Origin of the sequence: Spirosoma montaniterrae (assembly GCF_001988955.1) — a bacterium.
Lineage (GTDB): Bacteria > Bacteroidota > Bacteroidia > Cytophagales > Spirosomataceae > Spirosoma > Spirosoma montaniterrae.
Map to the genome: position 1 here is coordinate 3174758 of NZ_CP014263.1, position 26945 is coordinate 3201702.

General features: G+C 53.9%; 26 protein-coding genes. 8 read left to right on the top strand and 18 right to left on the bottom strand.

The features are described 5' to 3' along the window. Nucleotides 1–14: 14 nt before the first annotated feature. From AWR27_RS13720 to AWR27_RS13730, 3 genes are all read right to left on the bottom strand, one after another. On the bottom strand, nt 15–1109 hold the full coding sequence (locus AWR27_RS13720) for a LamG domain-containing protein (protein WP_077131683.1): 1095 nt from the start codon (nt 1107–1109) through the stop codon (nt 15–17). Nucleotides 1110–1172: 63 nt separating this feature from the next. Then, the gene (locus tag AWR27_RS13725; RefSeq protein WP_077131684.1) at nt 1173–2675 is read right to left on the bottom strand and encodes a RagB/SusD family nutrient uptake outer membrane protein; all 1503 of its coding nucleotides are present in this window, start codon (nt 2673–2675) and stop codon (nt 1173–1175) included. A gap of 114 nt (nt 2676–2789) precedes the next feature. Then, entirely contained in the window at nt 2790–5912 is a 3123-nt protein-coding gene (locus AWR27_RS13730; RefSeq protein ID WP_077131685.1) for a SusC/RagA family TonB-linked outer membrane protein, read from the bottom strand. Nucleotides 5913–6193: 281 nt separating this feature from the next. Here AWR27_RS13730 and AWR27_RS13735 point away from each other — a divergent pair, with 281 nt between their 5' ends. Beyond that, nucleotides 6194–8056 (top strand): DNA polymerase III subunit gamma/tau, encoded by a 1863-nt coding sequence (locus AWR27_RS13735; protein WP_077131686.1) that lies wholly within the window; start codon nt 6194–6196, stop codon nt 8054–8056. A gap of 38 nt (nt 8057–8094) precedes the next feature. On the opposite strand, the gene AWR27_RS13740 is transcribed toward AWR27_RS13735, so the two are convergent. Beyond that, on the bottom strand, nt 8095–8775 hold the full coding sequence (locus tag AWR27_RS13740) for a hypothetical protein (protein WP_157579212.1): 681 nt from the start codon (nt 8773–8775) through the stop codon (nt 8095–8097). Nucleotides 8776–8813: 38 nt separating this feature from the next. Continuing rightward, nucleotides 8814–9566, bottom strand: coding sequence for an SDR family NAD(P)-dependent oxidoreductase (locus AWR27_RS13745; protein ID WP_077131688.1), 753 nt, complete (start codon nt 9564–9566; stop codon nt 8814–8816). Between the two features lie 161 nt (nt 9567–9727). Between AWR27_RS13745 and AWR27_RS13750 the strand changes: the two genes are divergently transcribed. Beyond that, a complete protein-coding gene (locus AWR27_RS13750) occupies nt 9728–10717 on the top strand; it encodes a glycosyltransferase family 2 protein (RefSeq protein WP_077131689.1) in 990 nt (329 codons plus the stop codon). Nucleotides 10718–10849: 132 nt separating this feature from the next. Continuing rightward, nucleotides 10850–12028 carry an RNA-guided endonuclease TnpB family protein gene (locus tag AWR27_RS13755; RefSeq protein ID WP_077131690.1) on the top strand — a complete coding sequence of 393 codons (1179 nt, stop codon included), beginning with the start codon at nt 10850–10852 and terminating at the stop codon, nt 12026–12028. An 11-nt stretch (nt 12029–12039) separates the two neighbouring features. Here the strand turns inward: AWR27_RS13755 and AWR27_RS13760 are convergent, their stop codons facing one another. From AWR27_RS13760 to AWR27_RS13790, 7 genes are all read right to left on the bottom strand, one after another. After that, entirely contained in the window at nt 12040–13590 is a 1551-nt protein-coding gene (locus tag AWR27_RS13760; protein ID WP_077131691.1) for an ABC transporter permease/substrate-binding protein, read from the bottom strand. A 2-nt stretch (nt 13591–13592) separates the two neighbouring features. Beyond that, on the bottom strand, nt 13593–14306 hold the full coding sequence (locus tag AWR27_RS13765) for an ATP-binding cassette domain-containing protein (protein ID WP_077131692.1): 714 nt from the start codon (nt 14304–14306) through the stop codon (nt 13593–13595). Nucleotides 14307–14313: 7 nt separating this feature from the next. Beyond that, the gene (locus AWR27_RS13770; protein ID WP_335695386.1) at nt 14314–15291 is read right to left on the bottom strand and encodes a sensor histidine kinase; all 978 of its coding nucleotides are present in this window, start codon (nt 15289–15291) and stop codon (nt 14314–14316) included. A gap of 89 nt (nt 15292–15380) precedes the next feature. After that, nucleotides 15381–15737 (bottom strand): hypothetical protein, encoded by a 357-nt coding sequence (locus AWR27_RS13775; RefSeq protein ID WP_077131694.1) that lies wholly within the window; start codon nt 15735–15737, stop codon nt 15381–15383. An 11-nt stretch (nt 15738–15748) separates the two neighbouring features. Further along, nucleotides 15749–16405 carry a transmembrane-type terpene cyclase gene (locus AWR27_RS13780; RefSeq protein WP_077131695.1) on the bottom strand — a complete coding sequence of 219 codons (657 nt, stop codon included), beginning with the start codon at nt 16403–16405 and terminating at the stop codon, nt 15749–15751. Nucleotides 16406–16418: 13 nt separating this feature from the next. Further along, nucleotides 16419–17678 (bottom strand): oxygenase MpaB family protein, encoded by a 1260-nt coding sequence (locus tag AWR27_RS13785; protein ID WP_077131696.1) that lies wholly within the window; start codon nt 17676–17678, stop codon nt 16419–16421. A 186-nt stretch (nt 17679–17864) separates the two neighbouring features. Then, nucleotides 17865–19802 (bottom strand): CocE/NonD family hydrolase, encoded by a 1938-nt coding sequence (locus AWR27_RS13790; protein ID WP_077131697.1) that lies wholly within the window; start codon nt 19800–19802, stop codon nt 17865–17867. A 236-nt stretch (nt 19803–20038) separates the two neighbouring features. Here AWR27_RS13790 and AWR27_RS13795 point away from each other — a divergent pair, with 236 nt between their 5' ends. The 5 genes from AWR27_RS13795 to AWR27_RS13815 all read left to right on the top strand — a co-directional run bounded on the left by AWR27_RS13795 (nt 20039) and on the right by AWR27_RS13815 (nt 22804). Continuing rightward, on the top strand, nt 20039–20473 hold the full coding sequence (locus tag AWR27_RS13795; RefSeq protein WP_077131698.1) for a hypothetical protein: 435 nt from the start codon (nt 20039–20041) through the stop codon (nt 20471–20473). Nucleotides 20474–20485: 12 nt separating this feature from the next. Continuing rightward, on the top strand, nt 20486–20914 hold the full coding sequence (locus AWR27_RS13800; protein WP_077131699.1) for a hypothetical protein: 429 nt from the start codon (nt 20486–20488) through the stop codon (nt 20912–20914). A gap of 192 nt (nt 20915–21106) precedes the next feature. After that, the gene (locus AWR27_RS13805; RefSeq protein ID WP_083733003.1) at nt 21107–21529 is read left to right on the top strand and encodes a TerB family tellurite resistance protein; all 423 of its coding nucleotides are present in this window, start codon (nt 21107–21109) and stop codon (nt 21527–21529) included. Between the two features lie 40 nt (nt 21530–21569). Continuing rightward, on the top strand, nt 21570–21959 hold the full coding sequence (locus AWR27_RS13810) for a hypothetical protein (RefSeq protein ID WP_077131700.1): 390 nt from the start codon (nt 21570–21572) through the stop codon (nt 21957–21959). A gap of 74 nt (nt 21960–22033) precedes the next feature. Then, on the top strand, nt 22034–22804 hold the full coding sequence (locus AWR27_RS13815) for a hypothetical protein (protein WP_077131701.1): 771 nt from the start codon (nt 22034–22036) through the stop codon (nt 22802–22804). Between the two features lie 45 nt (nt 22805–22849). Here the strand turns inward: AWR27_RS13815 and AWR27_RS25520 are convergent, their stop codons facing one another. The 6 genes from AWR27_RS25520 to ypfJ all read right to left on the bottom strand — a co-directional run bounded on the left by AWR27_RS25520 (nt 22850) and on the right by ypfJ (nt 26942). Next, nucleotides 22850–23017 carry a hypothetical protein gene (locus AWR27_RS25520; protein ID WP_198044998.1) on the bottom strand — a complete coding sequence of 56 codons (168 nt, stop codon included), beginning with the start codon at nt 23015–23017 and terminating at the stop codon, nt 22850–22852. Then, entirely contained in the window at nt 23014–23433 is a 420-nt protein-coding gene (locus AWR27_RS13820; protein ID WP_232325832.1) for a zeta toxin family protein, read from the bottom strand. The genes AWR27_RS25520 and AWR27_RS13820 overlap by 4 nt, the downstream gene beginning before the upstream one ends. A 93-nt stretch (nt 23434–23526) precedes the next feature. Beyond that, complete coding sequence (locus AWR27_RS13825) at nt 23527–23859, bottom strand: L-rhamnose mutarotase (RefSeq protein ID WP_077131702.1); 333 nt, start codon at nt 23857–23859, stop codon at nt 23527–23529. Between the two features lie 89 nt (nt 23860–23948). Then, nucleotides 23949–24203 carry a hypothetical protein gene (locus tag AWR27_RS13830; protein WP_077131703.1) on the bottom strand — a complete coding sequence of 85 codons (255 nt, stop codon included), beginning with the start codon at nt 24201–24203 and terminating at the stop codon, nt 23949–23951. Nucleotides 24204–24252: 49 nt separating this feature from the next. Then, nucleotides 24253–25944 (bottom strand): S8 family serine peptidase, encoded by a 1692-nt coding sequence (locus AWR27_RS13835; protein WP_077131704.1) that lies wholly within the window; start codon nt 25942–25944, stop codon nt 24253–24255. A 128-nt stretch (nt 25945–26072) separates the two neighbouring features. Next, the gene (gene ypfJ, locus AWR27_RS13840; protein ID WP_077131705.1) at nt 26073–26942 is read right to left on the bottom strand and encodes a KPN_02809 family neutral zinc metallopeptidase; all 870 of its coding nucleotides are present in this window, start codon (nt 26940–26942) and stop codon (nt 26073–26075) included. Nucleotides 26943–26945 lie beyond the last annotated feature (3 nt).

The following is a 26945-nucleotide window of genomic DNA, read 5'->3' on the forward strand; positions in this document are numbered from 1 at the left end:
CATAGCCCTTCTCATTACGGTTTCTCGGCGTTATAAATCGACCGAATCTGCGTACCGCCAAGCACTACGTTGTACATCCGAACTTCGTCAATATCGCCAGTGAAGAAGCCGCCCCATGGCCCGTGAAAATTGTTCCCGTCGGCATCGTTTTTTTCGTTAAACTGATACAAACCAGTCGGCAGGTCCTGCCCAATGGTCAGGTTGATGGTACTTTTCACGGCAAACGGATCGCCCGTTACGTCGGTCCAGGTTTTCACGGGTGTACCGTTAATGTAAAAGACCATCTCGCCCGATTTATAGGTCACAGCGGCATGATACCATTTGTTCAGGTCGAGCGTAGGCGATTCGTTGTCTCTATCAAAAATTTTGTCAGGTGCGGTTTTCACGGTCATAAACACCTTGTTGACACTCTGAAGCTGGAATTTATAACCGTTCCAGCGGTTCAGCGAAACGATGTAATTGCTTTCGTTCACTTTTGTTGGCCGTACCCAGGCAGCAATGGTCAGTTCTTTACTGGGGTTCAGCACCGAGTTATACGGCACTTCAATGTTCGCGCCTTTATCGAAACTATAGGCCCGGTTGTCGTTGCCGTATCGGTCTTTCGTGGCAACGGGTAGATTTGTACTGGTGCCGCCCCAGCCGGTCCAGCTACCTACGCCCGTGGCACCGGGTTTCAGCGTACCGTTCAGCCCTTTGCCCGATGCGTCGTTGGCGTTTCCGTCCATTTTCAGGAACAACACTAAGTTAGCCGGGGCAATCTCCTGCACCTGCTTGCTGGCAAAAGTTGTCTGCGCCTGTCCTAAATTCACATAAGCGTTGTTCACTTCCGACTGCGTTGCACCGGCGTTGGTGTTTACCGTCGTTGCTGCGTCGATGGCGGTTTTGAACACAGCCCGCGAACCAACCTCATACTGACCTACCTGTACGCCTTCCTGCGCGGCAGTGTAGGTAGCAGTGGCACTGTCTAACCGGGCTTTCAATCGGGTTTTATCGACCGGGGGCGTTACCGGGCCATCGTCTTTGCTACACGCCTGAAACAGCACCGCCAGCAGTACCATAGCGAACAGGCTCGACAGAAGTGAACGGAGTGAAATTTGTGCGTTTTTCATATGGAGTACTTGATTTATTGGTTGCTTGATTGTGATTCTGGCGCGAGCATGTGCGCGTACCAGTTAAAACCGCAGGGCTTTGTTGGTATCCCGTTCGCTTTGCGGGATGGGGAAATAGCGGGTCGTTTCGTACCTGAACTGCGGTTTGTCGCGCAGAGCGGCCTGGGCGTAGTCGCGACCGTAGCGCATGACGTCGAAGTAGCGGTGGAACTCGAAGCCGAGTTCTACGCGCCGTTCATGGCGGATGGCCTCGCGCAGTGCCGATTGGCTCACGTTCGCTACGTTGGGCAGCAGGCCGGGCGGCACGGCGGGCGTTGCGCTTAGGCTACGGTCGTTGAGGTAGCTTTCGCGGGCGCGTCTGCGAACCTGATTCAACAGCGGCAAGGCTTCGGCAGTGCGTCCCAGTTCGTTGAGTGCTTCGGCCTGAATCAGCAGGACTTCAGCATAGCGTAGGGTTACGTAGTTCAGATTTCCATCGCCTTTGGTAGCTACCGACACCTCGGCCAGCGGCTGTACGTGCTTTTTGTTCAGATACCCCGTTGGCGACCACGACGGATCGAACGCTTCGCCGTTGACCCACAGACGCCCGGCCCGGCCCACCGTGTAATCTAACCGTGGATCGACCACACCCGCCGACGTCTTCTCGAACTCATCGACAAAATTTTGCGTCGGCACGTTGAAGAAATAGCCATTTTCGCCGGGCCGTGGGGCAAACCACTGGTTCAGCCGATTGCCCGTAAACGGCACCTGCGCGGTGAGGTGTTGCACCGAAAAAATAGCTTCGGCACTGTTCTTGGCATCCTGACTGAAATTCTGTGAATACACCGGCAGCAGCGCGTAATTGCCAAGAGCCTGCACCTGCCCGGCGGTAGTAGCGGCCTGCTGCCATTTTTGCTGGAACAGATACGCCTTTGCCAGCAGGGCGGTGGCGGCTCCTTTGGTGGCCCGGCCTATGTTGCCGCCCGTATGACTGGCGGGCAGATTTTTGATAGCCTCCTGCAAATCCGGCTCGATACCCTGCTCATAGATTATGTTGACCGGCGACTGCGGAATCTGCAACTGATCGGCATTTTTCGTCTCCAGCAGCAGCGGCACAGGGCCGTAGATGTTTACCAAATAGAAGTAGTACAACGCCCGCAGAAACCGCGCTTCGCCCAAAATCCGGGTCTGCACGGCGGGTGTAATGTTACTAATTTTCGGTACGCGGGCCAGCACCTGATTGCAGCGGGCAATACCTTCATACAACTCCCCCCACTGCGACTCGATGACGCCGTTGCTCGGAAAAATCTGGAAATTATCGACCAGCCCAATATCGGCCTGATCGCCGGGGTCGCCCCCTTTGGCCGCATCGTCGGAAGCTACGTCGCCGAATACCCACAACCGGTTTCGGTCGCTCGAAAACGTCAGGGGCGTGTAGGCCGCGTTGATTGCCAGCACAGCCTGGGCCTCGTTCTGGTAGAATGTGCCGTCGGAATATGTGCCGAGCAATTGCTCATCCAGATAGTTGCGGCATCCCGCTGCGGTGAGCAGGGTAAGTAGTATTGTGGTGGATATAATGTGTCTCATAACGTTATTGTTTACCCCACCCCCGTCCCCTCCCCGTTAGGGAGGGGTGAAGCCTGAAAAGCTTCGCGTTATGCACCCCTCCCTAACGGGGAGGGGACGGGGGTGGGGTGATTTTCAAAATCCTACATTCAGTCCGAACATATATGTTCTTGCTGCGGGGTACGTGCCCCAGTCGATGCCAACGGCTACGTCGCCCCGAAACTGTTCGCCATTGACATTGTCGCTGGTATGCTGTTCGGGGTCTAAGCCGGGGTATTTTGTGAACGTCAGCAGGTTTTGCCCGGCCACGTACATCCGCACACTCGACGCGCCAAACTTCTGACTCAGCTTGCCCGGCAGCGTATAACCCACTTGCAGGTTTCGCAGACGCGTGTAAGCACCGCTTTCCAGAAAACGGGTAGACGGCTGCTTGTTGTTGGCAGCCCCCCGCCACGACACCCTCGGCTGTGTGCTGCTGGTGCCTTCGCCCCGCCAACGCTCCTCCACAACCCGCTGCGTAACATTAAACGAGCGATAAAACCCTTCGATATCCGTGGCGACCTGATAAAAAACCGAGTTGCCCGACACGCCCTGAAAAAACACCGACAGGTCGAAGTTGCGCCACTGGGCGTTGGCAGTCAGGCCGTAGGTGAGCGTTGGAATCGGGCTGCCAACATGAGCGCGGTCGTCCTGCGTAATGCGGCCATCTCCGTTGGTATCGGCAAACTTCACGTCGCCGGGGCGAACGTCGTTGCTCTGGAACGCGCTTGTGAAAATCTCGCTGGCGTTCTGGAAAATACCCGCCTGTTGCAGCAGGTAAAAGGACCCAATGGGGTGGCCCGGCTCGGTCAGTGTGGCAAATATACCATTGTCGACGCGCCCGCCCGGAATGGGCCGACCATCGCTGAGCGACAGTACTTTGTTGCGAATAAACGCGCCATTGGCCGTAATGTCGTAACTGACGGCACCTTTGCGGTCGCGGTAGATAAGGTCAAGTTCCAGCCCCCGGTTTTCGACCCGACCGGCGTTTACGAATGGTACGCCCGACGTACCGCCCGAACGTGGCAGCGGCACCGGCACCAGAATATCAGACGTCGTTTTAATGAAATAATCGGCGGTTAGCTGGATACGGTTGCGCAGAAAGCTGGCATCGATACCCACGTCGGTTTGGGTCGATGATTCCCAGCGCACATTGCTGTTACCCCGGCCCACGATAGCGTAGCCGTTCTGCGTTTGCTGCGGGTTGCCAAGCGGATAATTGAACCCGCTACCCACAACAGACGCATACGGATAATTACCGATGTCCTGATTGCCCAACTGCCCCGCACTGACCCGCAGTTTCAGGGCCGAGACGACATTCGTGAATCGCTGGAAAAACTGTTCCTGATCGATGTTCCAGCCCACCGAACCCGACAGGAACGTGGCGTACCGATTCTGGGGTGAAAACCGCGACGAACCATCGCGCCGGACGTTGGCCGTGACCAAATAGCGATTCTGGTAGGCGTAGTTGACCCGCGCAAACTGCGAAAACAGTTTCCACCGCTGATCGCCTTCCGACGCCTGCCGACCGAGCGGATCATTGCCTACACCGAGAAAGCGCAGGTTTGGCGACTGGTCGATGAAATTACGGTCGGAGCCAACCAAATCGCGGCCAATGTTCTGAATGGCCTCGGTGCCGACCAACACCGATACGTCGTGCTTGCCACCAAATGTGCGGGTGTAGGTCAGCGTATTGTTCCAGTTCAGGTTACTGAGTGTACTGATGCGGTTGCTGAGCGTGGCCGGGCTGTTGATACGGCTATTAGTACCCCAGTTTTCGTTGAATCGTTTCTGATTAACGAACTGTAGATCAAGCCCGCCATCGGTACGAAACCGTAATCCTTCCAGAATCTGCCACTCGCCGAAGAGGTTGCCGAATGCCCGGTATTGCCGCTCTTTATTGTCCTGTTTCAACGCTAATGCAACAGGGTTGTAGCCATCGCCATAGAGATCAGGGCGGGCGGGGAGATCGATGTAGTCGCCGGTGGCGGGGTCAGTAATGGCAATAGCCGGTGCGCGAAACAGCGCGTAGCGAACAATGCTGCCACCGTTGCCACCAAATCCATCGCCCGAACTGCCCACGATGTTGCGCGTCGAAAACGTAAGATTCAGGTTTGTACCCACTTTCACCTTTCCGCCCATGTCGGTATCAACGCTGGTGCGGAGGGCGTAGCGTTTGTAGCCGGAGTTGAGCACAATACCCTGCTGCTCGAAATAATTACCCGAAATCAGGTAATGCGACCGCTCGGTGCCGCCACTGAAACTAAGCTGGTAGTTCTGAATGGGTGCCGTGCGGAAAATGGCCCGTTGCCAGTCGGTGTTGGGCAGTTGGCTGGGGTCGTCGGTAATAAGTTTACGGAACAGCGTTGGGTCGGCGAGCTCGGCGTTATCGGTATTGGCGGCTTCGTTGTAAATTTCAACGTACTGCGCCGTGTTCGCCATCGGGATCAGTCGGCTTGCCTGTTGCAGCCCGGTATAACTATTGAATGTGATGCGCGGTGCGCCCGTTTGCCCGCGCTTGGTGGTAACAACAATTACACCGTTGGCGGCCCGCGCTCCGTAGATAGCCGCCGACGACGCATCTTTCAGCACCGACATGGTTTCAATATCGGCGGGTGTCAGAATGCTGAACGCGTCCTTGGTTGGAACGCCATCGACAATGAACAAGGGACTGTTGTCATTAATCGTACCAACGCCCCGGATGCGTACAGCCACGCCTTCGCCTGGCGCGCCCGACGATTGCGTCACGCGTACGCCAGCGGCTTTACCCTGCAACGCCTGATCGATACCTGCCAGCGGCAACCGGCCAATATCTTTTGCCGTTACGGTTGAAACGGCCCCCGTGAGGTCGCTTTTTTTCTGGGTGCCATAACCAATTACTACTACTTCATTGAGCGATTTACTGTCTTCGACCAGCGTGATGGTTAGTTCGGAACGATTGCCTACGGCCACCTCCTGAGTGACGTAGCCGATATACGAAACCTGGAGGATGCTACTCTGATCGGGTACGGTGATCTGGAAACGTCCGTTCGGGTCGGTGGTGGTGCCGCGCTGCGTCCCTTTGATCACAACACTAACGCCCGGCAATGGCTGGTTTTTTTCGTCGCGCACTACGCCCGAAACGGGTACGTCGGCCAGCGCGGTGAGGGTAGTGAGAAAAAATAGCAGGAAGCCGACGATTGGTTTCCCACGCAGGCAGGACGGTATCGGTTTTTTCATAAATCGTTGAGTAAAATGGCACCCCACCCCAACCCCTCCCCGTTAGGGAGGGGCTTATTAAGCCGGATGGTTTTAGTCCCTCCCTAACGGGGAGGGGTTGGGGTGGGGTATGTGATAAAAAAAGCAATTTAATTTCATTGTATAGTTCTATAACGTCGCAAATCCGACATTGTTACAAATTGATAAAGCTTGTAAACACGGCTACCTACTCTATTGTAAGCAAATAAATAAACCCACCCGGCTTCGTTTGCCTTTCCGGGCCTGACCCGCTAACTTGCGGTATGGAAAATTTCGTGGTTTCGGCCCGCAAGTACCGCCCTGCTACGTTCGACACGGTTGTTGGGCAGGAACATATTACGACTACGCTTAAGAACGCTATCAAAACCAATCACTTAGCGTCGGCGTTTTTGTTTTGTGGGCCGCGCGGAGTCGGAAAAACCACCTGCGCCCGGATTCTGGCGAAGACGATCAACTGCCAAAACCTGACACCCGATGGCGAAGCCTGCGACCAATGTGAGTCGTGTGTAAGTTTCAGTCAGAATGCATCGTTCAATATTCATGAACTCGATGCGGCTTCCAACAACTCGGTCGAAGACATCCGAAACCTGATTGATCAGGTGCGCTACCCGCCCCAGTCGGGCAAATACAAGATTTATATTATCGACGAGGTGCATATGCTCTCGTCGGCAGCTTTCAACGCCTTTCTGAAAACGCTGGAAGAACCGCCCAGTTACGCCATTTTTATTCTGGCGACCACTGAGAAGCACAAAATTCTGCCTACGATTCTGTCACGTTGCCAGATTTTCGACTTCAACCGGATTCAGCCGGGGCATATTGCGGGCCATTTGGCTAAAATTGCTCAGAACGAAGGCATTACCGCCGAAACCGAAGCCCTCGACCTCATTGCTCAGAAAGCCGACGGCGGGCTGCGCGACGCGCTCAGCATGTTCGACCTGAACGTGACTTTTGCCACCGACCGGGTGCTACGATACAAGGAAGTGCTGGATAATCTGCATATTCTCGACTACGATTATTACTTTAAACTGACCGACCTACTGCTGGCGGGCAACCTGCCACAAAGCCTGCTGACGGTCGACGAGATTCTGCGCAAAGGCTTCGACGGGCACCAGTTTGTGGTGGGTCTTTGCCGCCATTTTCGCGATTTGCTGGTCTGTAAAGATGCTGCAACGGTGCAGTTGTTGCAGGTAACAGAGAACGTTCGGCGGCAATACCTCGACCAATCGGCGCGGGCACCGATGTCGTTTTTGTTATCGGCTCTTAGTTTGGGCGGTCAGTGCGACATGAACTACAAGCAGGCAAAAGACCAGCGGCTGCATACCGAACTGTGGCTGATGAAAGTAGCCAGCCTGCGTAACCTGCTCGACTGGGAAAATCTGCCCAACACGCTGCCGCTCAACGGCATCCACAGTACTGATGGTAATGTTCACGGGGAGGTGGCCGAAAAAAAAAAGCCATCGCCCGATAACGGCCTGACTGAGCAGCACTTTGTAACGAGCGAACCCGCAGCCGGGTATCAGCCAACGTCTGTCGCCAGGAATGGGAATGGACACCTCCCAACCCCGGCCACCAACGGCCACCCAACGAATGGCACTGCTACGGTGGTTGCGACCGTACCCGTTGCCGCACCACCATCAAAAGCCGCCCCGCCTACGCGCCCGGCCAGTAGCCGCCTACGCTCAACGGTTTCGCTACATGCAGGTTCTACGCAGTCTATTGCCGAGATTGTTGAGGAAGTAGCCGCTCCTGCCCGGCCCGACAAATCGTTCAGCTTCGAGCAGTTACAGACAGCATGGGTTGAATTTGCCCGACTACGGCAACAGCAGACCGATTCGGCCAGTGAGCAGTTGATTCTGAACCGCGACCTTGTACTGAACGGTACTACGGTATTTCTGACGCTTGACAACACGCTGCAACCCGGTATTTTGACTGAGTTTAAGGTCGAGTTGGTGGGGTATCTGCGCAATCAGTTGCAGAATAGCCAGATTCAGGTCGAACACGAGGTGCGGCTACAGGAGGTGAAGAAAATGATTTACAGCCCGCAGGATAAATACAATTATCTGGCCGAAAAAAACCCGGCCCTGCACGAACTCCGTAAAGTGCTGAATCTGGAGGTCGATTATTAGTGCGTGCCCCTGCATACCTATCCGACGTTTGCGGGTAATCAATTCAGGTTCAGCCCGAACAGCACGCCGAACCACGGCTGACGCTGGTACAGCCAGACCCGGCGGTTGGGGTCCATCAGATTATCGACGCCCACGGCCAGGCCAATGTTGAAGATGTGCGCGTCGTAGATGGCAGCAATACCAACATCAAGAATTACCCCTTCATAGGTGTAGTTGATTTGCTTATTTGTTACCAGTTCGTTGATGGTTGCCGAACCAATACCGGCAAACAGGCCATAGCCGAAGCCCTGACTACGAAGTTTGCGAACGCCGAACGAAGGTGTAACGGGCTGATAGGTGTACCGATGAAAATCGAGCCGCCGACCAGCATACAGGGCCGCGTTGAAATTTGAGTTTAGCTGGGGCGGCAAACCCGACCGCGCCGGACGAACCTTAAACGGCAGCGTAAACACGTCGATGTCGATTTTGGGGCTGTAAAAGGCCCAGTTCTGTGCTGCTTTTGCCGAAACGATACGCTGTTGGCCCGTTCCGGGTATCAACAGTTTCAGGCTGTCGGCAGTGTCGATAACATATACGCGCCGGGGCAAATCTGATTCTGGCGAACGTAGTACTCGATAGTATCCCGGATTGAGCGTACTCGTCGGCGACGATACCCGGCACCCCGACAGTAGCAGCAGCATTGCCAGACAGATCACCAGGAAATGGTAGCTGTTTCTCATTGTTAACACACGGTAGATGCCACATTCGGCATCACGCTCTATTTCCGAACAATGGTTGTTGCAGCAGCCTGTGCGCTGGCTAAGATCGTCAGGTCGGCAATGGTAACATGGGCGGGGGCCGTCACGGCATACACGATGGCATCGGCAATGTCGGTGGCTTCGAGTGGCGTAAAGCCTTCGTAGACTTTGGCGGCCCGCTCAGTATCGCCTTTGAAACGCACCGCCGAAAACTCGGTTTCGACCGCGCCGGGTGCAATATTCGTCACTTTAATGCCGTGCTGGGTGAGGTCGAGCCGCATACCGGTGCTGAGTGCTTCTACGGCGGCTTTACTGGCGCAGTACACAGCCCCGTTGGCGTAGGTTTGTTTGCCAGCTATCGAACTGATGTTTATAATATGCCCGCGCTGCCGCGCCACCATGCCCGCTATCACAGCCCTCGAAACATACAGCAACCCCTGCACATTGCCGTCGATCATCTGATCCCAGTCGGCCACGTCGCCATCCTGAATCGCGCTCAGGCCGTGAGCATTACCGGCGTTATTGACCAGAATATCAATTGTTTGCCAGTCGGCAGGCAGCGAATTAATAGCTGTTTCAACGGCTTCGCGGTCACGCACGTCGAACAGGAGTGTGGTAACGGCAGTTTTCGTGCCAAGCTTCTGTTGTAGTTCCTGAAGCCGGTCTTCCCGACGACCACAGAGGATAAGACGGTACTCCATATCGGCAAAAGCATCGGCGGTGGCCCGTCCAATACCCGACGTAGCTCCGGTAATTAATGCGGTACGAAACATGATAGGCGTTAATACGTTTGCAAATGTATAGTGACTTTGGACGACAAAACTGGCTCCAAAACGGCCATCTGAAAGATTTTTCCTGATTTTTCAGATGATGCGTAACGTTGGCGCAAGTTTTGCCAACGAATTACGCATAAATGCCTTTACCAACTTCCACTATGATACCAGAATTTTCGGTCGTGATTCCAACGTATCAGCGACCGGCTCTACTCCTCAAATGTTTGGATGCGCTGGGACGGCAGCTTCTTGCCCGCGACCAGTTTGAAATTATTGTGGTTGACGACGCCCACTCGCCCGAAACCGAGACGGCGGTGCAGTTATTTGCGCGTCAGATTGCCCGGTCGGGTAGCCCGCTCGAAGTACGCTACCTCGGTCAGCCTACCCGACGTGGCCCGGCTGCGGCCCGAAACCGGGGCTGGCGGGCCGCTCGCGGGCGGGTGGTAGCCTTTACTGATGACGACTGCCTGCCACAACCGAACTGGCTTCCATCGGCATTGGTTTGTTTTCAGCGCGGGGCACAGGTTGTGACCGGCCAACTGCGTTTTAATAACCCCAGCGATACCCCCATTCACGACCGCACGCTGGCGTTGCTCGAAACAGCGGAGTTTGTTACCGCCAATTGTTTCTGCCGCAAATCGGTGCTGGAGCGCGTGGGTGGTTTTGAGGAAGCCTTCGATGTAGCCTGGGACGACGACAACGATTTTCGATTTAAGCTGATTCAGGCGGGTATTCCGGTTGGCAAGTGCCCCGAAGCCGTGGTGCTGCACCCCATTCCCGAAAGCCCCTGGTACGCGCCTATTTATGCCGAACGCCGAAATAGCTACGATGCCCTGCTCTACAAGCGTCATCCCGATCTGTTCCGGGAACGAATGCCCAACTACCGGGGATTGGTTCTACAATATTATGTCTGCGTACTGAGTGTGCTGATGGCTTTGATAGGTTTGTTGGCGGGCTCTGTACCGGCCATAACGCTTGGGGTAGGCACGTGGGCAACCTTATCAGCCGACCTGATTCTGCGATTCCTGCCCGATGGGCGTTTGGACTGGCGCACCATTAAACACGCGATACTGACCGGATTAGCCACGCCATTTGTGTCGGTCTACTGGCGGCTGTACGGAGCAGTGAAGTACAAAGTGCTGTATTGGTAATAGCATTTACGAAAAAAGAGCGTAAAGCCCCCGTGCTTTAGCCGGGGGATATAAGCGATAGCCGTAGGCTAAGGTCTGTTAACTTCTAACATTTTCTATTGTTAATGTTAAAAATTTGCGTAACTTTGGCCCATGTTAAAAGCCTATCACTACCGGCTATACCCGAACGCTACACAAACCGAGTTGCTTAACAAGCATTTTGGCAGTGTGCGTTATGTGTATAATTGGGCGTTAGGCATCAAGACCAATGCCTATCAGCTTGAATCAAAAACCGTTAGCCGCTTTGAGTTGGATAAGCAGTTAACCCGCCTGAAAACGGAATTAACGTGGTTAGGCGAGATTAACGCACAGGCATTGCAGGCATCACTCCGGCATTTAGATTCGGCGTACACCCGCTTTTTTCGGGAAAAGAAAGGGTTTCCCCGCTTCAAGTCGAAGAAAGACAACCGGCATAGTTTCCAGTGTCCCCAGAACTGCAAGGTTGATTTTGCAGCCGGCACGTTGCAACTTCCCAAAATCGGCAGGATCAACGTTGTATTCAGCCGGGAGTTCACGGGTACTATCAAGACCGTGACGGTAGCGAAGTCGGCCACGGGAAAAGTCTTTGCGTCGGTGCTGGTTGAAACAGACGACGTTGTACTGGTGAAGTCAGCACCTAATCCGACTACTGCGGTGGGCATTGATGTTGGCCTGAAATACTTTGCTACCCTCTCAACCGGCGAAGTAATTGCCAACCCACGTTTCTTAAAGAAGTCGCTCAAAAAACTGCGTCGGCTTTCCCGCCAGCACAGCAAAAAGCAGAAAGGCAGTAGCAACAGAAATAAGTCCAAAATCAGACTCGCCCGCCAGCATGAGCGCGTAACTAACCAGCGCAACGACTTTCTCCACAAGACCAGTACGGCAATAACCAAGCGGTACGGTACGGTCTGCGTGGAGAACCTGAACATATCGGGCATGATGAAGAACAGCCGACTTAGCCGTGCCATTGCGGACGTAAGTTGGGGTAGTTTCGTTTCCATGCTCGAATACAAATGCGACTGGCAGGGTAAAAACCTTGTCAGAATCGGACGGTTTGAGCCATCAAGCAAGCTCTGTACGTGTGGCACCATAAACCACAGCCTGACTCTGAAAGACCGGGTGTGGACGTGTAGCCGTTGTGGTGTGACACATGACAGGGATATTTTGGCGGCTAACAACATCGTTCGGTTTGCGTTTCAGAAGCAAAACTTAATAGGCATGGACAGTGCCGAATCTACGCTTGGGGAGAGGAACGGTAGTTTATCATTGAGCCAAGAATCTCCCAGCCTTTAGGCGGGAGAGTGTCAATCCTGCTGGTATCTCGCTAAATCGCTGATCGAACGCAGATTCAGTTGTTGAGCCTGTGTTCGGCGCATCATCAGGCAGTAGCTGTTGCTGAAGCCCAGCGGTCGTTGCCAAACTAATCCGTATTGCCGGGCAAATTCCTGCCGAACAAACCGAAATACCAAATCTGATTGCATAGACAAGGTTTTGAGCTTAGCCGCCGTAGGTTGCAGAATCACCAGCAACCCCGTGCCGGTATATTCGGGATAGACGTCAATGGCCCCTGTGCGGAGGGCATCGAAGCAGATTTGGGTGCCGCCCAGCCCGGTTTTCGTTACCACCCGCAGCCGCGTATGTCCTTCCAGCAATTGCCGGTAGATTTCAGACAGAATATATTGCTCCGTAAACACCTTCGATCCTATCACCACAGTCTCGGTCCGTTCGCCGGGTGCGGGACGTTTATATAGCCCCGTTCGTCTCAGAAAATCAGCAGCCACCCGTTCGGGCGAATGGCGCAGATAATCAGCCTCGTAATTTAGGGCCGTCATCACCGAATCGGTTAGTTTTCCGGCCAACAGATCGAGCGTAGGGCCAAGGTCGGGATGCCGCGTTAGTGCGGCTTTTCGTACTATGGGAGCCGCATCGTAGGGTGGGAAGGCATGGCGGTCGTCGGCAAGCACAACCAGGTTGAAAGCCCGGATGCGGCCATCGGTCGAGTAACCGCTGATGATATCAACCTGCTCACGGTGAATAGCTTCATACATCAGGCTTTGGTCGATCAGGCGCGGGCGCAGTGTGAGACCGTATGTTTTCTGCAAACCAGGATAGCCATCGGCCCGTCCGTAAAATTCATGTGCGAAGCCAGCAATTAGTTTATCAGACCGGCTGATTGGCACTAAATAAAACGCCGACAGCAGCGGCAGTAATGCCACAAAAAGTAAGGCCCCAACGCGCATTTTTCGGCCCGAAAGCGTCTGTAAACGCGCCAGGCCCAAATCGAAGCCCACCGCCAGCAGTGCCGCCGGAATGGCTCCGGCCAGCATCATATTGGTATTACTGAGCGCAATACCGCCAAAAATAAATTCACCCAAACCACCAGCCGCCACATAAGCGGCCAGCGTTGCCACACCTACGTTGATGACTGCCGCCGTGCGAACGCCCGCAAAAATTACCGGCAACGCCAATGGCAATTCTACTTTCATCAATACCTGCCGATTCGTCATACCAACGCCCCGCGCAGCTTCTGTTACCGACGCACTTACTTCCGTAATGCCCACGTAGGTGTTGCGGATGATGGGCAGCAATGCATACAGAAACAACGCTACCAACGCCGGGCCGACGCCAATGCCAAGCAACGGAATCAGAAACCCCAGCAGGGCCACGCTCGGCACCGTTTGCAGCACGCCCGCTACACCCAGCACACCCGATGCCAGCCGTTTTTGCCGGGCAATGAGAATACCCAGCGGCACACCCGCAACTAAAGCCAGTAACAGCGAGACAAACGTTAGCCCAACGTGTGTCAGCGTTTGCTCAAGCAGTTTATCAGCGTTTTGTCGAATGAAATCAAGCATTCTTATACCTCCAGAAAGTCTCGTACAAATTCATTTACCGGCTTGCTCATCAACTCCTCCGGGGTTCCAATCTGAACGATGCGCCCCCCGTCCATGAGCGCAATGCGGTCGGCCAGTTCGCGGGCTTCGGTTACGTCGTGCGTAACGAGGACAACGGTAGTTTCCTGCAACTCGCTCAGGCTGAAGAGTTCGCGCCGGACGTGCTTTCGCGTGAAGGGGTCGAGTGCGCCAAACGGTTCGTCCATCAGCACTACCGGCGGGCGGGCAGCTAAGGCTCGTGCCACGCCTACGCGCTGCCGCTGCCCCCCACTCAGGTTGGCAGGGTAGCGGGTTAGTACCGACGCAGGCAGTTGCAGCTTATCGATCAGTTCATGGGTACGGGCACGAATGGCGTCGGTCTCCCAGCCGAGCAGCGTTGGCACAGTGGCAATGGCCTCGGCTACGGTATAATGCGGAAACAGGCCGCCGTCCTGAATCACATAACCGATGCGTCGGCGCAGGTTGGGTGCATCCTGTTGCTGCACGTCGATTCCGTCGAGGCTGATCTGTCCGTCGTCAGGTTCGATGAGCCGGTTCAGCATTTTCAGCGTCGTAGTTTTGCCCGAACCGCTCGTACCGAGCAGCACCAGCGTTTCGCCCCGCGCTACGCTGAACGACACACGATCAACTACCGTAGTGGTTCCGTAGCGTTTCACTACGTTCCGAACATGAATCATTGGGCATTCAATTAGTTGCGGGTAAGGTAATAATAAAATCGGCCCCTTGCCCTTCGGTACTTTCTACCCAGATCTGCCCGTTGTGGCCTTTGGTTACAATGTCGTAACTGAGCGATAAGCCCAGTCCCGTGCCTTCGCCCGTGGGTTTGGTGGTGAAGAACGGCTGAAAAATCTTTTCTTTCACGGCGTCTGAAATGCCAAGTCCGTTGTCGCGAACGCGAATTTCGATTCGGTCTGGCATGCCTTTCTGTGTCAGATACTTTGTGCTAACCGATACTGTTGGCGCGTATGGAAAGGTATTACGGGCATGGGTGGCTCTTTGCTGTCGTTTCTGCACGGCGTAAAAGGCGTTGTTGAAGAGGTTGAGCAGCACCCGGCCTATATCCTGCGGCACCATGTTTACGGCAGGCAACCTGGCATCGAAATCTGTTTTCAGCGTAGCATTGAATAACTTGTCTTTAGCTCGCAGGCCATGATACGCCAGCCGGATATACTCGTCGCAGAGCGCGTTTACGTTGGTTAGTTGCCATTCGCCCGCGCTCATGCGGCTGTGTTCGAGCATACTTTTTACGATACCCGACGCCCGCTTGCCGTGGTACACAACCTTTTGCAGGTTCTGCGTCAGGTCGTTCATTATTTCGTCGGCGTACTCCCTGTCAGCATCGGAGAGCTTCGTTAGCGGCCCTTCTTTCAGCTCCTGAACCAGTTCGGTACTGACATCGGCAAAGTTATTGACGAAGTTGAGTGGGTTTTGAATTTCGTGGGCGATGCCTGCCGTTAATTCGCCCAGTCCCGCCATTTTTTCCTGCTGAATAAGCTGATTCTGAACCAGAACCAGTTCATCGTTCTTTTGAATCAAGCCGTTGATGGCCCGGTTTTTCTCGTCGTTAAACGCCAGCGTTATAAAAAACAGCACAATAATTTGCCCCATAATCGACAGAAAGAAATACAAATCGCGCTTGGCCGGGTCGTAGTGAATGGGCATCTGCCCAACGCTTTGTTCATAGACGAAAAACCCGGTTGCAACGGCCAAACAAACGTAGAGCCAAAATATGGCACTACGTCGGCCCAGTATCAGCATTGCCAGAGCAGGCAAAAAAAACAACGATGATACGCCCGGCGATTCGATGCCGCCCCCCAACACGCCTGCGTGGCAAACAGCACGGTATGAGCGGCAATGTTCAGGTTGGCGCAGACAGGCAGCGATAGCCCCCGTCGAAAGGCAAACAGCAGCAACAGACAAATCAGGCTACCCACCATCAGCAGATAGCTAATCTCAGGAAAACCTAATAGTGATCCATTTTGAATGGAAACCAGTTGGCCTATCCCACCGTAAAGCAGCACAAACACCAGCAGCCGCGCCGATCTGCGGATTTCGTCGTGCTGGTGATACTGCGCCGGGATGAAATAATCGGCAAGTTTTGAGAGCATAGCCGCGCTGGTCAGATCAGTTTACCGTGTCGTCGCCAAAGTGAGTAAATATAGACAGAATCAAGTACGAAACAGGCGATTCCCAGCAGTTGCACGAACCGGCTTTCGGGAAAAAAGAAAAACAGCGAGATTGTGATAAATCCGGTTCCGAGCATTTTCGACCAGGCCAGCAGCATCGAAAACAGCGAGGTATCTTTGGTTTGCAGCAACAAAAACAGGCACTGCAACGACAGAATCACGTTGATGATATAGCCCGAATTGGCCCCGTTGAGCGTATCGTACCCCTCTGTCCGGTGCATAAAACAGAATAATATCCAGAAGCCGAAATTAATGATACAGAACAGTTTAAAGTATTTTGTCAGTTCGGGGTGAATCTGTTGTTTGGTGCCGTAGCGCAGGGTGGCGTAAAAAATGTAGCAGTCTAAAAAAAACGCGGCCTGATAACTGAGCGAGTAAAGCAACCCCGTGTTGGGGTGGTAAATAAAACTCCAGACAAACTCCCAGCCAATGTTCGCCCCAGCCACGTAAGCAGGCATTTCGACAAACTTTTTCCGGCGAATTTCGATCACCAGCACTACGTAGGCTACTACCCACAATAGGCAACCAATGCCGTTAAAAAGTAAGCCTACAGGCGAGTAATCCCTAAAATTAATTAGCGGTTGATCCATCGTAGCGGTGTGTTTAGGCCGGATTTGCGAAACCCCAGTCTTTGGTGAGCGATGCAGGCAGGTAAAAATTCAGCCCGTCTTTTTTGTCCATATACTTTATTTGCGCCTGAAGCATCAGTTTACTAATACCCTGAATCAGCATCGCCATCAACAACGTATGATCGAGCAATTCGCCCACGCCGGTCACAAACCGCACTTTACCAGCTAATTTTTCAACGTCTTGTCGTTGGGCAGGTGGCACACCCAGCAGATCGGCCATGTTGTTGCCCATCATAAACCGCAGCATCTCAACGTTCACCTCATCGTCGATGAACGACGGCAGCAGTTTATGCTGAAAATCGAGCAGGGCTTTAGTTAATGACTGGCCCTGCGGGCTGGCCGCCATTTGATGGTTCAGAATAGCGTGGCCGAGGGCGAGCGCGTCAGCCGCGTTGACTGGAATCAGGTCATCGTCTAAACCCATCAGGTGGCCGATTACCCGCCAGCAGTGGATATAGGCTTCCCGCTCGGCGTCGGTCAGGTCAACGTTCATAGTTTCAAGCCCCTCCAGAACCAGGGCAGAAAACGCCATCAGCGTACCGGCCATGTCTTCCTGATTAATCGGCTCATCGTACAAAGCCACGTCCCAGTTCTGTTGTCGCAGATAGTGCCGAATTACGGCGTGAATCAGCCGCACTTTCTGGGCCGCCCGAATGCCGCGCCCATTGGCCGACAAACCGCCCGGCGACATCGCATACATCACAAATTGAGCGGTTTCGGCAATGCGTCGGGCGTAGGTGTCTACCGAGCCGTTTTGTTCGTTGAGCCGGGCCGTATGAAACAGCACCATCGCACCTTTAGCACAGGCATAACATTCGGGCAGCGATTTGTAGGATAGCAGCAGGCTAATCAGCACCCCGTGCCGAATGTAAATCTGCTGGCCCAGTTCAATCAGGTCGGGGTCGGCCCAGGGCGGCAGCGTAGCGGTTTGGTCAAAGTACTGGCGAACCTCGGCGGGCAGGTCGGCGGGCAGCGTACCATCGTCGGCTACGATGATGCTGAACAGGCGATTGACCTGATTTATCTCGCCCCGATTCAAAATCTGCTGCACCACACTGTCGGCAACGGGGTCGGTTCGGTGGCGTTTGCTGTCGAGAAATTCGGGGGTCCAGTGATGGAGCGGAGCCTGTTCGGCTGGTACGGCCTTTGCTACGGCGCGTCGGCGCATTCGATAATACCAGATGGCATAGCCGGCCAGCGCAACGCCAGCGGCAAGAAGTACAAGAAACAGCATAGGTGAGAGAGCAGAAAGGACGGGTTTGTTCTCCCACAAAATGCATTAATTATCAGTGCGTTACCAAATATATATAGTTAACGGAGTAGTGGGTTGCAAGAAGTGCCATTGGGTTCGGGCAATACGGTTACGAAACCGCGCCCAAACCCAACGACGTTCTGCTAAAACTTCCAACAAAGCGTATGCTTACTTCAGCACTTGCACGTCAATCACCGAGTTTTCGTAAACCCGGTGTGTTGCTTTCTGAAAATCTGACTCCTCAGCTTTGAAAATATTATCGACGTACTTCTGCGGGTTGCGGTCGATGAGCGGGAACCAGGTGCTTTGTACCTGAATCATCATCCGGTGGCCCTTTTTGAATGTATGCAGCACGTCCTGCAAGCGGAATGTTACGTCAGTAATTTCGCTGGGTTTGAACGGTTCGGGTTTCTCGAACGAGTTGCGGAACCGCCCGCGCATCGCTTCTGACCGCACCATCTGCTGATAGCCGCCCAGCACGATGTTTCGGTTGGGCATATACGGATGATTCGGCTCGTCGGGCGGGTACACGTCAATGAGTTTTACCACCCAGTCGGCGTCGGTGCCGGTGGTGCTTACTTTCAGTTTGGCCGTAATTTCGCCCCCCAGCGTCAGATCTTCGGTCAACACCTCGGTCTGGAAGGTCAGTACGTCGGGCCGCCGACCGGCAAACCGCTGATCTTCCGACATATAGTTAAACGGCGTAAAGCCCTGCGTCGTGGTGTTATCTTCGGTGTAGGGCACCGGCTTCATTGGGTCAGACATAAACTCCGAAAAGCCATTACCGCTCGCATCGGGCGATCCCATAGTGCGGTTGGTTGCCAGCGCACCGTTCGCCAGCAGCGAATAACTCCGGGTTTCGGCTTCGGCAGCGGGCCATTTGTCGAACGTGCGCCACTCGTTGCGGCCCGTGTTGAACAGGTAAGCTTCGGGCAAACTGGTTTTGCCATCGCCAGTGCCTTTCAGGAAATGATTAAAAAACTTCGCTTCGATGTTGCGCTGGTAAAACGTAGCGATGCTGTCGCCAAAATAAATGTTCGAGTGGAGTGTGTGGCCGGTTTCGCGGCTCCAGCGGCCATGCCCAAACGGCCCCATCACAAGCGTGTTGTAGGTGCCGGGCGACGTTTTCTCTATGGTTTTGTAGATGTTCAACGGGCCGTAGAGGTCTTCGGCGTCGAACCAGCCACCTACGGTCATCACGGCGGGTTTAACGTTTTTCAAGTGCGGCAAAATGCTGCGCTTCTGCCAGAACTCGTCGTAGTTGGGATGCTCAACGGTTTCCTGCCAGTAAAAGTTATCCTTGTAATAGTTCTGCACATTCTTGAGCGGGCCGAGATCAAGCTGCCACTGATAACCATCTTTCGAGCCGGTGCGGATAAACGCATTATCGTACCACGATTTGGTGGTGGGGCCGGGCGTTTGGATGCCGAATACCGGATACGTGAACAGATATGCCTGAATAAACGCGCCGTTGTGGTGAAAATCGTCGAAGAAAAAATCTGACACGGGTGCCTGTGGCGACGCGGCTTTCAGAGCCGGGTGCGCGTCGGGCAGCGAGGCCGCCGTATAAAAACCGGGGTAACTGATGCCCCACTGCCCTACCCGACCGTTGTTGTTCGGCACGTTTTTCAGCAGCCATTCAATAGTATCATACGTATCCGAACTCTCATCGGGCGCACCCGCCGTTGACGTAGCGACGCCCGTCTGCGCTTTTTTGCCTTTCTTACCGGCTGCGGGCTGCGGATCGGGAATATTTGGCGTCATGTTGGTCCATTTACCTTCCGATGCCCACCGACCGCGCACGTCCTGATACACGAAAATGTACTTATCGCGCATGAGCGTACCCGACGGGCCAACCTGAGCCGCATAAGCATCGGGGCCGTAAGGAGCCACGCTGTAGCACGTCCGCTGCATCAGAAACGGGTATTTGTTGGTAGACGAGGCATCTTTCGGCACGTAAACGGCAGTGTGTAGTTTCGTACCGTCGCGCGTGGGGATTTTGTACTCAAATTTCTGGTAATTCTCGCGGACGAAACTACCAGCGTTCTGCGCCTGCGCCGACAGGGCAAATGTTAGCGCAAGCAGGCTATATAGCCAGTTTTTCATGTTGAAATTGGAGTTGGGAGGTTATGAATTCGTAAAGATAATCGCCAGTAGGCATAGTCGGTAGACTTCGCGTGTTTGGTTCTAATAGCTTTCTAATAATCAGTTAATTCGGCTTTAAGATAAGGGCTGCAATTTTGTATCAACCAAAGCGGAAACGCAGCGGGCTATCACTCAACAGGCCGCTTTCCGATTCGCACCGGTTCATTACACTTCATCAACAAACACGTATCATTCTCATGAAAACGCACATAAAATCGCTCGCTTTAGTTGGTTTAGTAACCCTTTTCTCGACCGCTACGACGCTGGCGAATGATAATACCACGAACACCAGCAACCGCACACCCAACAATATTCTGGGTTGGATAGCAAGCCCCAAAGCCACGCTTGAGGTTTGTACGCACAAAAAGAACAACTATCTGGTGGTGCAGGTGAAAAACAACGCCCGGCAAGCCATCAGCGTAGGTCTCTACACAACCGATGGGCTGGAGTTAGGCTTCTACCCCATCGGCAAACGCCAGGAAGCCCACGCCGTTCGGTTCGACGTATCGGAACTTACCGATGCCAGCTACGTGGTAAAAGTGCGCAATCGCCACGAGACGATCACCAAAACGGTGACACTCGTTACTCCGCCCCAACCCTCCCGGCAGGCAATTATTGCCATTGCCGACTAACCAACTACTACTATGAAACCGCTCCTGCTTGCCAGCCTGCTGCTTATCACGCAAATTGGGGCCGCGTTCGCAACCGATTCGCTGCGCACAGACCCGGAAGCACCGTCGCCGGTGTGGGTGGCATCGCCCAATGCATCGTTTGCGGTCCGAACCGTACATTCGCTCGATGGGCATCTGATGGTGGGAATCAATAACCTCGGTCAGCGCGATCTGACTCTGACGGTCTGGTCGGCGGATAATCGTGAGCTGGTATTCCTGAATCTCAACCGGCAACCCGGCCACGTAATTAGCCTCGACCTGCACGAATATGCCGACGGGCTGTACCGCATCGAGATTGCCAACGACGCTGAGAAGGTGGTAAAAGACGTAAAAATTGCAACCTCGGCCAGATTAGCCCGACAAACGTTTGTGACGGTAGCAGGCACTATGACCCGAATGTAATAGCTGATTGCTTCGTTTTCTGCAAAAAGCTCTGGCCGTATCGGTCGGGGCTTTTTTTATTGGCAACACGCCCTTTTCTAATGCCTTTCTAATCGAACCCTAACCTGCACTTAAACCCGGTGGTGAATCTTTGCAGTGTCAAGTTAACACACAAATATGTGTCTGACGAACACGTTGTTTACGCTAAAAATCATGAACGAGACCAACCAGTCATTGCCCGTAGTTACGCCAGAAACGGCTGTTGTACCAACCGCTTATGAGAATGCCCAGTCGAGCCTGTATTTAGGCTTTGGCAACCTCGTGTATGCGCTGGCAAAAGCAGATGGTCGGGTTCAGAACGAAGAAGCCGATGCGGTGCGGCAGTTGCTGGCCCAGCAGCCATTCGGAGATTTGGCGCAATACGCGTTTACACTGCTTGAAGAGCGCAACGTATCTATTGAAGAGGCTTATGCCTTCGGGATGCGTCGGCTAACCGATAACCGGAAAGCCCTGAACGACACGCTTAAAAAGCAGTTTATCGACATTCTTCTGCACGTTGCCGGTGCCCACGACGATACGTCGCGGAAAGAGCAGGAGATGATTAAGCGATTCCGGCGCGACCTCCGGCGGCTGTAAGCGGCTGGATATGTTTAACTTCTAAAATTGATTTTCACTCATGAAAGCCATAAAATTCTCGTTGCTGCTACTGTTTTTAGCCAGCCCCATTTTCATCTTCTCCAATTTTCGGCCCGCTGCGGGTAAACTGAACACGGCTGTTTATGCCGAATCGTCGCTGGCGCGGGTTCGCGTAGCGGTCGACAAACCCAGCGGTATGCCTATTTCGATTCGGGTTATGGATCAGGACGGCTGGCCCCTGCACGAGCAAATACTGACAGGTGACTCAAAGCAGGCCAATATAGGTATTAACCTGTGTGCGTTGCCCGATGGGTTATATCGTATGGAAATGGCCGGTGGCCGAACAATGCAAGCCTACGAGATCAAACTCTCATCAATAAACAATACACCCTCCGGTCGGCAGGTTAATGTCCGGCCAACCGACGGGTAATTGCAAAACACCCCCGCTGGCAAATGCCAGCGGGGGCTTTTTTCAACAAACGTTTGTCACACACAACTCACCCCATGAAACGCCTTCAGTACATTTACGCACGCCTTTTACTTGTTGCCTTACTAAGCTACACAGTTAGTCACTCATCGCTGGCACAGCAAAATCTGTTCAACATACCGGCTGGCGATCTTACCCCGAAGAACAAGTTTTTCTTTCAGCACCAGAGCAATTTTTATGGCTCGGCGGGCGTCGAATCAAAAAATCACTTTGTATATGGTTTGGGCGGAGGCTTTGAAATCGGAGCCAACGTGCAGAACCTGAAAATGGAGTTTCGGCAAAATTCGCCATTTTTCACTACCAGCAGCGACACCGACAAAGCCGCCCCCATTCGTCCGCTGTTCCAGCTTACGGCTCAGAAATTTTTCTTTCTGAACGACAAGTTCAAAACCAGTATCGGTACGCAACTTGGCACGGGCCTGAACCGCTTCGGGCAGAACATGCGCGGCACACACTTCACCTACAATACATGGGTGTATGAACCCCGCCATCACGTCAAGTTTGTGGTTGGCCCTTACGTAACTGACCGGGGAACGGTAGGGCAGGGCAATACCGTTGGGGTGCTGGTTGGGTTCGAGTACCCGGTTCACAAGAAATTACTGATAATGGGCGATTTTATTTCGGGGAACAATGCCACGAGCGTATCGGTACTGGGTGTTAACTTCCTGGCGACCAAGCGTATTCAGCTTTGCCTTGGCGGGCTGATTCCTAACCCCAACAGCGGCAACAAGCCCGGCGTTGTATTTGAGCTGAACATTCTGGGCTTCGACGACGGCCCATCGCATTAACGCTCAAACAGGCCAGGGTACGTTGCCTGTCGGCTTGTTTGGGCGTTAGTTTAAGTCCCGCGCCTTCACGCGAACGGGCTTACCGTCTTTATCGGCAATGATGAGTTCAGTATCATCACGTTTTGCCTGGTCTACGACCTTTTGCACTGCCCGACGTACCCCAGCTAACACCAGTGCGATGTCAGGAACTGATTTATGTTCTGCTGAATTCATAAACTATGTATTTGCCGCCAAATAGAACCGTCTGTTATTTCAGTATCAGATTGAATGCCACCTGACGCAATGATTTGCGGTGTTGGGCTTGCATTACTAAATATACTGAAATAATCACAAATTGGAATGTATAGTTTCTTTAGGTTTTCCAGACTACGCTCATAACGTCGTTCCACTACTTCAGAGGGGATGTTATGTCCACCATTTGCTACTCGTTGCGCTACCCGCTGTTTTGAAACTTCGGCTGATGGTAGCCAAAAGTAGTATAAACTCACTACATACCCCACTTCTCTGGCCCGTCGAATCGTATGAACATACGAGCGGGTTGACAGTGTAGTTTCAAAAGCAAAATCAACCTGCTGCTGCAACAGATAATCAATTCGTTGCAGCATTAATCGACCAGCTTCAAATGCCACGCTTTCAGCATTGAATGGTGAAAGCCCCCGCGCAATTTCGTCGGCATTAACAAACTCGTTCCAGCCCCATTCGGTCCAGCCAAAATATACAGATTAGGCATTGAAATCAAATACTTTTTTCATCGATATCCATTTCTGACCGGGCTGAGCCGAGGGCAGGGCCGCCTGATACTTCCACATCAACGTTTCCCATTCCTGCACCTTCGGGTTGTCGGCATCCATGCGGGCTTTGCGGTCGAACGAAAAATCGTCGGTGGTATCCATCACCAGCACAAGTCGGTTTTCAACGCGGTATATTTCCATACTCAGGATACCGGCGTCGCGCAGACTTTGGAGTACGTCGGGCCAAACGGCTTCGTGGTAGCGTTCGTATTCGGCAATAAGAGCGGGGTCGTCTTTGAGGTCAAGGGCAAGGCAGTAGCGCATGAGCAGGCACCGAATTAATCAGCATAGATGATACGTCGGGTAAAGTACGCACGCATCATTTACTAACCCTGCCCGGCAGCTTATTTTTCTCAAATCGGCTTGATGGGCGGATTCGAGAAAAAGCCTTCGGCGGGGTGCTTGGCTGCTTTGCGGGCCAGTATTTTTTCGATCCGGGCCTGCTGACCAGCATCGACCATTACCACATACAGGTGTTCCGTCGAATCGGTTTCTATAACGCCAAACTCTTTGTCGATGGCCTCGTCGGACAGTTTAAACTGCTGTTTCACCGACTCCAGCGAGGGCTGTTCCTGCTGGGCTTTGAACTGCAACATTACCTTTTTCATCGCGTTGAACGTAAATGGGGTAGGCAGTGCGTGCCTACCCCATGTTTGGTTAGTCTGTACAACCGCAATTACATTTTTTTCGGGGCTGTGGTTCACTATGGGCCATGGCCGGGTACTGCCCCGAAGCCATAAGCCCCTGATAATAAGCCTGCATCAATAAACCCTCAAGCTGACTATCGTCGGTATCTCCATAGCCACCATCATCTGTCTGCGCTGAGAATGGCCCCGGACGCGGACCCGGTCCGGGTTGTGGCCCCGGAAATGGGCCGGGTTGTGGTCCCGGAAATGGTCCCGGCCAGGGGAACGGGTTCGGAAACGGATTGGGAACGGGCCACCGCCACCGTCCACACAGATTCGGAAAGCGTCGGCAGAAATCAACGGGCACACGCAGCGGAAACAGCCGGTCAATCAGGCGGCATCCGCCTACAATACCGAAACCCGTTTCGAGGTCATAGCCTGACGGAGTGACATCGGTGGCCGTTGTTGTCATCAGCGTTCGGATAGCTGCCGGTGCCGTAACTGGATTGGTGGCATCGTAGGGTCTCACCGACCGCACCGCAGCCACCACGCCCGCCACTACCGGACAGGCCGCCGACGTACCTCCATCTGCCGAATACACGCCCGATCCCCGAAAATGCGTGAAGCCGGCCAGATCGGGTTTGTTATGGGTCAGGCAGCCCGGCCCTTTTGTAGAATAGCCAATACGCACACTATCAATCGTTACGCCAGCAACGCTGAGCACTGCCGGATGGCTGTTGGCTCCGTAAATACGATTCGTGAACACGGCTCCGCCCGGTTCCCGGCAACGCCCGTCGGGGCAATCGGAGCCGCAGTTTCCGGCAGCGAACAGAATATCGGCACCCGCCCGTTCCAGATTACCAACCAGCAGATTGAACGGGTGATTTGGGTTGTCGCTGTAGTTACCCGGATGCCCTACCGGAAAATCCCACGAAGGCCGAAACATACCCCAGCTATTGTTGACTACCATCGACTGGAACCGTCGGCGCGGATTGCGCATGATGGTCAGCAGGTGATTAAACGCCCGCACCGCATCGGAGAGTAGTCCCTCCATAACGGTGCCGCCCGGCGCGTTTGACTGAAGCAGAGCAATGTCGGCCAGTGTACAGTTTGGTGCGGCAATCAGCACGTCGTAAGCACACATGGTGCCGTGCCCAACCGCTAAGCTACCGGGTGTCAGACCGGCACGGGGCACCCAACTCGATGCGGCATCGAACACTGGCGTTTTGCCCCGTGAGCGCAGATGGTCAAGGTTTATGCCCGTATCGACAATGGCAACCAGTACGCCGGTGCCATCCATGCCAACGGGGCGCATCCGACTCGTACATAGCAACCGCTCCACGTCGGCGTCGGTGCCAACGGGTCCTGTTGGACAAACAGCGAACGGTTCGATAACCGGGTCGGCGTAAATGGCTTTGACTTTCGGGCTTTTCAGCACCTTCTCGTAGTCGTCGGCATCTATCTCGCCCCGAACCAGGTAGGTCGAATCGGCGGAATTATCGCTCAGCACGAACGAACGCGGGTCAAGAATGGAGTCGGCGGTGGGCGTATCAAGGCGACCAACCAGCTCGACGGGCGGGAAGCTCGTATCTAACGTAAGCCCGGCCACATTCACCTTAACACTGTCGGCAAGCCCTACCGATTCGTCGGTAACAGCCATACCGGCATTTTCAGCCAGGGTTTCAGACGGAGCCAATTCTACAATTACCCTCATGTTTGCCATAGTAACTAAAGTTTAACGGTTTAGGAATCAACCATTAGTCGCAACGGCAGCGAGTTGGGCGAACAGGTAATCAAACAAAAAACCCGGCTCAGTCTACAAGCCGGGTTTTTTAATAGAGGGTTCAGAACTTATTGCAGATTAGCGTCTTCGCGGCTATTGAAGGTATCGCCCTGATTGAGGTCGCCGGTTTTCAGCCCTTTCGAGAACCAGTACATGCGCTGGGCGGAAGTGCCGTGGGTAAACCCATCGGGTACTACATACCCCTGCGTTTCTTTCTGAATGCGGTCGTCGCCAATGGCATTGGCTGCTGTCAGAGCCTCCTCAACGTCGCCCGGTTCAAATGTAAACGTTTTGCCCTGTGCATGGTGCGCCCATACGCCCGCCAGATAGTCGGCTTGAAGTTCGAGCCGCACCGACATCCGGTTGGCCTGCCGTTCGTTCATTTGCTGCTGTGCCGAATGAACTTTGTCCATAATACCCAGTTCATCCTGCAAGTAGTGGCCCACTTCGTGAGCAATGACGTAGGCCATCGCAAAGTCGCCCGGTGCCTGAAACCGACGAGCCAGATCATCATAGAACGACAGGTCGATGTACAGTTTCTTATCGCCGGGGCAATAAAATGGTCCCGATGCTGCCGACGCGGCCCCGCAACCGGAGCGGGTTTGCCCCCGAAAAAATACCAGCGTTGGCGGGCGGTATTGCATCCCTTCTTTCGCCAGAATCTGTGTCCAGGCGTCTTCTGTGCTTGCCAACACTTTGCGCGTAAATGAGGCTGCGGCATCGTCGGGTTGCGGCCCGGTGCGGGCACCCGGCATGGTAGGGCTTTGGGTTTGCTGCTGACTGCTGTTGAGCAGGTCCGACGGGTCGCCACCCAATAGTGTGACAATAATGGCAATCACAATGGTGCCAATGCCGCCCCCCACAAGCAGCCCGCCACCCCCGCCACTGCCCCGGCGGTCTTCTACATTGCCGCTTTCGCGACCTCCTAACCAACGCATGGT

Excerpts from the sequence above, each read along its gene's own strand:
- AWR27_RS13720 (WP_077131683.1), bottom strand. The coding sequence starts at position 1,109 with ATGAAAAACGCACAAATTTCACTCCGTTCACTTCTGTCGAGCCTGTTC.
- AWR27_RS13725 (WP_077131684.1), bottom strand. The coding sequence starts at position 2,675 with ATGAGACACATTATATCCACCACAATACTACTTACCCTGCTCACCGCA.
- AWR27_RS13730 (WP_077131685.1), bottom strand. The coding sequence starts at position 5,912 with ATGAAAAAACCGATACCGTCCTGCCTGCGTGGGAAACCAATCGTCGGC.
- AWR27_RS13735 (WP_077131686.1), top strand. The coding sequence starts at position 6,194 with ATGGAAAATTTCGTGGTTTCGGCCCGCAAGTACCGCCCTGCTACGTTC.
- AWR27_RS13740 (WP_157579212.1), bottom strand. The coding sequence starts at position 8,775 with ATGAGAAACAGCTACCATTTCCTGGTGATCTGTCTGGCAATGCTGCTG.
- AWR27_RS13745 (WP_077131688.1), bottom strand. The coding sequence starts at position 9,566 with ATGTTTCGTACCGCATTAATTACCGGAGCTACGTCGGGTATTGGACGG.
- AWR27_RS13750 (WP_077131689.1), top strand. The coding sequence starts at position 9,728 with ATGATACCAGAATTTTCGGTCGTGATTCCAACGTATCAGCGACCGGCT.
- AWR27_RS13755 (WP_077131690.1), top strand. The coding sequence starts at position 10,850 with ATGTTAAAAGCCTATCACTACCGGCTATACCCGAACGCTACACAAACC.
- AWR27_RS13760 (WP_077131691.1), bottom strand. The coding sequence starts at position 13,590 with ATGCTTGATTTCATTCGACAAAACGCTGATAAACTGCTTGAGCAAACG.
- AWR27_RS13765 (WP_077131692.1), bottom strand. The coding sequence starts at position 14,306 with ATGATTCATGTTCGGAACGTAGTGAAACGCTACGGAACCACTACGGTA.
- AWR27_RS13770 (WP_335695386.1), bottom strand. The coding sequence starts at position 15,291 with ATGCCCATTCACTACGACCCGGCCAAGCGCGATTTGTATTTCTTTCTG.
- AWR27_RS13775 (WP_077131694.1), bottom strand. The coding sequence starts at position 15,737 with ATGCTCTCAAAACTTGCCGATTATTTCATCCCGGCGCAGTATCACCAG.
- AWR27_RS13780 (WP_077131695.1), bottom strand. The coding sequence starts at position 16,405 with ATGGATCAACCGCTAATTAATTTTAGGGATTACTCGCCTGTAGGCTTA.
- AWR27_RS13785 (WP_077131696.1), bottom strand. The coding sequence starts at position 17,678 with ATGCTGTTTCTTGTACTTCTTGCCGCTGGCGTTGCGCTGGCCGGCTAT.
- AWR27_RS13790 (WP_077131697.1), bottom strand. The coding sequence starts at position 19,802 with ATGAAAAACTGGCTATATAGCCTGCTTGCGCTAACATTTGCCCTGTCG.
- AWR27_RS13795 (WP_077131698.1), top strand. The coding sequence starts at position 20,039 with ATGAAAACGCACATAAAATCGCTCGCTTTAGTTGGTTTAGTAACCCTT.
- AWR27_RS13800 (WP_077131699.1), top strand. The coding sequence starts at position 20,486 with ATGAAACCGCTCCTGCTTGCCAGCCTGCTGCTTATCACGCAAATTGGG.
- AWR27_RS13805 (WP_083733003.1), top strand. The coding sequence starts at position 21,107 with ATGAACGAGACCAACCAGTCATTGCCCGTAGTTACGCCAGAAACGGCT.
- AWR27_RS13810 (WP_077131700.1), top strand. The coding sequence starts at position 21,570 with ATGAAAGCCATAAAATTCTCGTTGCTGCTACTGTTTTTAGCCAGCCCC.
- AWR27_RS13815 (WP_077131701.1), top strand. The coding sequence starts at position 22,034 with ATGAAACGCCTTCAGTACATTTACGCACGCCTTTTACTTGTTGCCTTA.
- AWR27_RS25520 (WP_198044998.1), bottom strand. The coding sequence starts at position 23,017 with ATGAATTCAGCAGAACATAAATCAGTTCCTGACATCGCACTGGTGTTA.
- AWR27_RS13825 (WP_077131702.1), bottom strand. The coding sequence starts at position 23,859 with ATGCGCTACTGCCTTGCCCTTGACCTCAAAGACGACCCCGCTCTTATT.
- AWR27_RS13830 (WP_077131703.1), bottom strand. The coding sequence starts at position 24,203 with ATGAAAAAGGTAATGTTGCAGTTCAAAGCCCAGCAGGAACAGCCCTCG.
- AWR27_RS13835 (WP_077131704.1), bottom strand. The coding sequence starts at position 25,944 with ATGGCAAACATGAGGGTAATTGTAGAATTGGCTCCGTCTGAAACCCTG.
- ypfJ (WP_077131705.1), bottom strand. The coding sequence starts at position 26,942 with ATGCGTTGGTTAGGAGGTCGCGAAAGCGGCAATGTAGAAGACCGCCGG.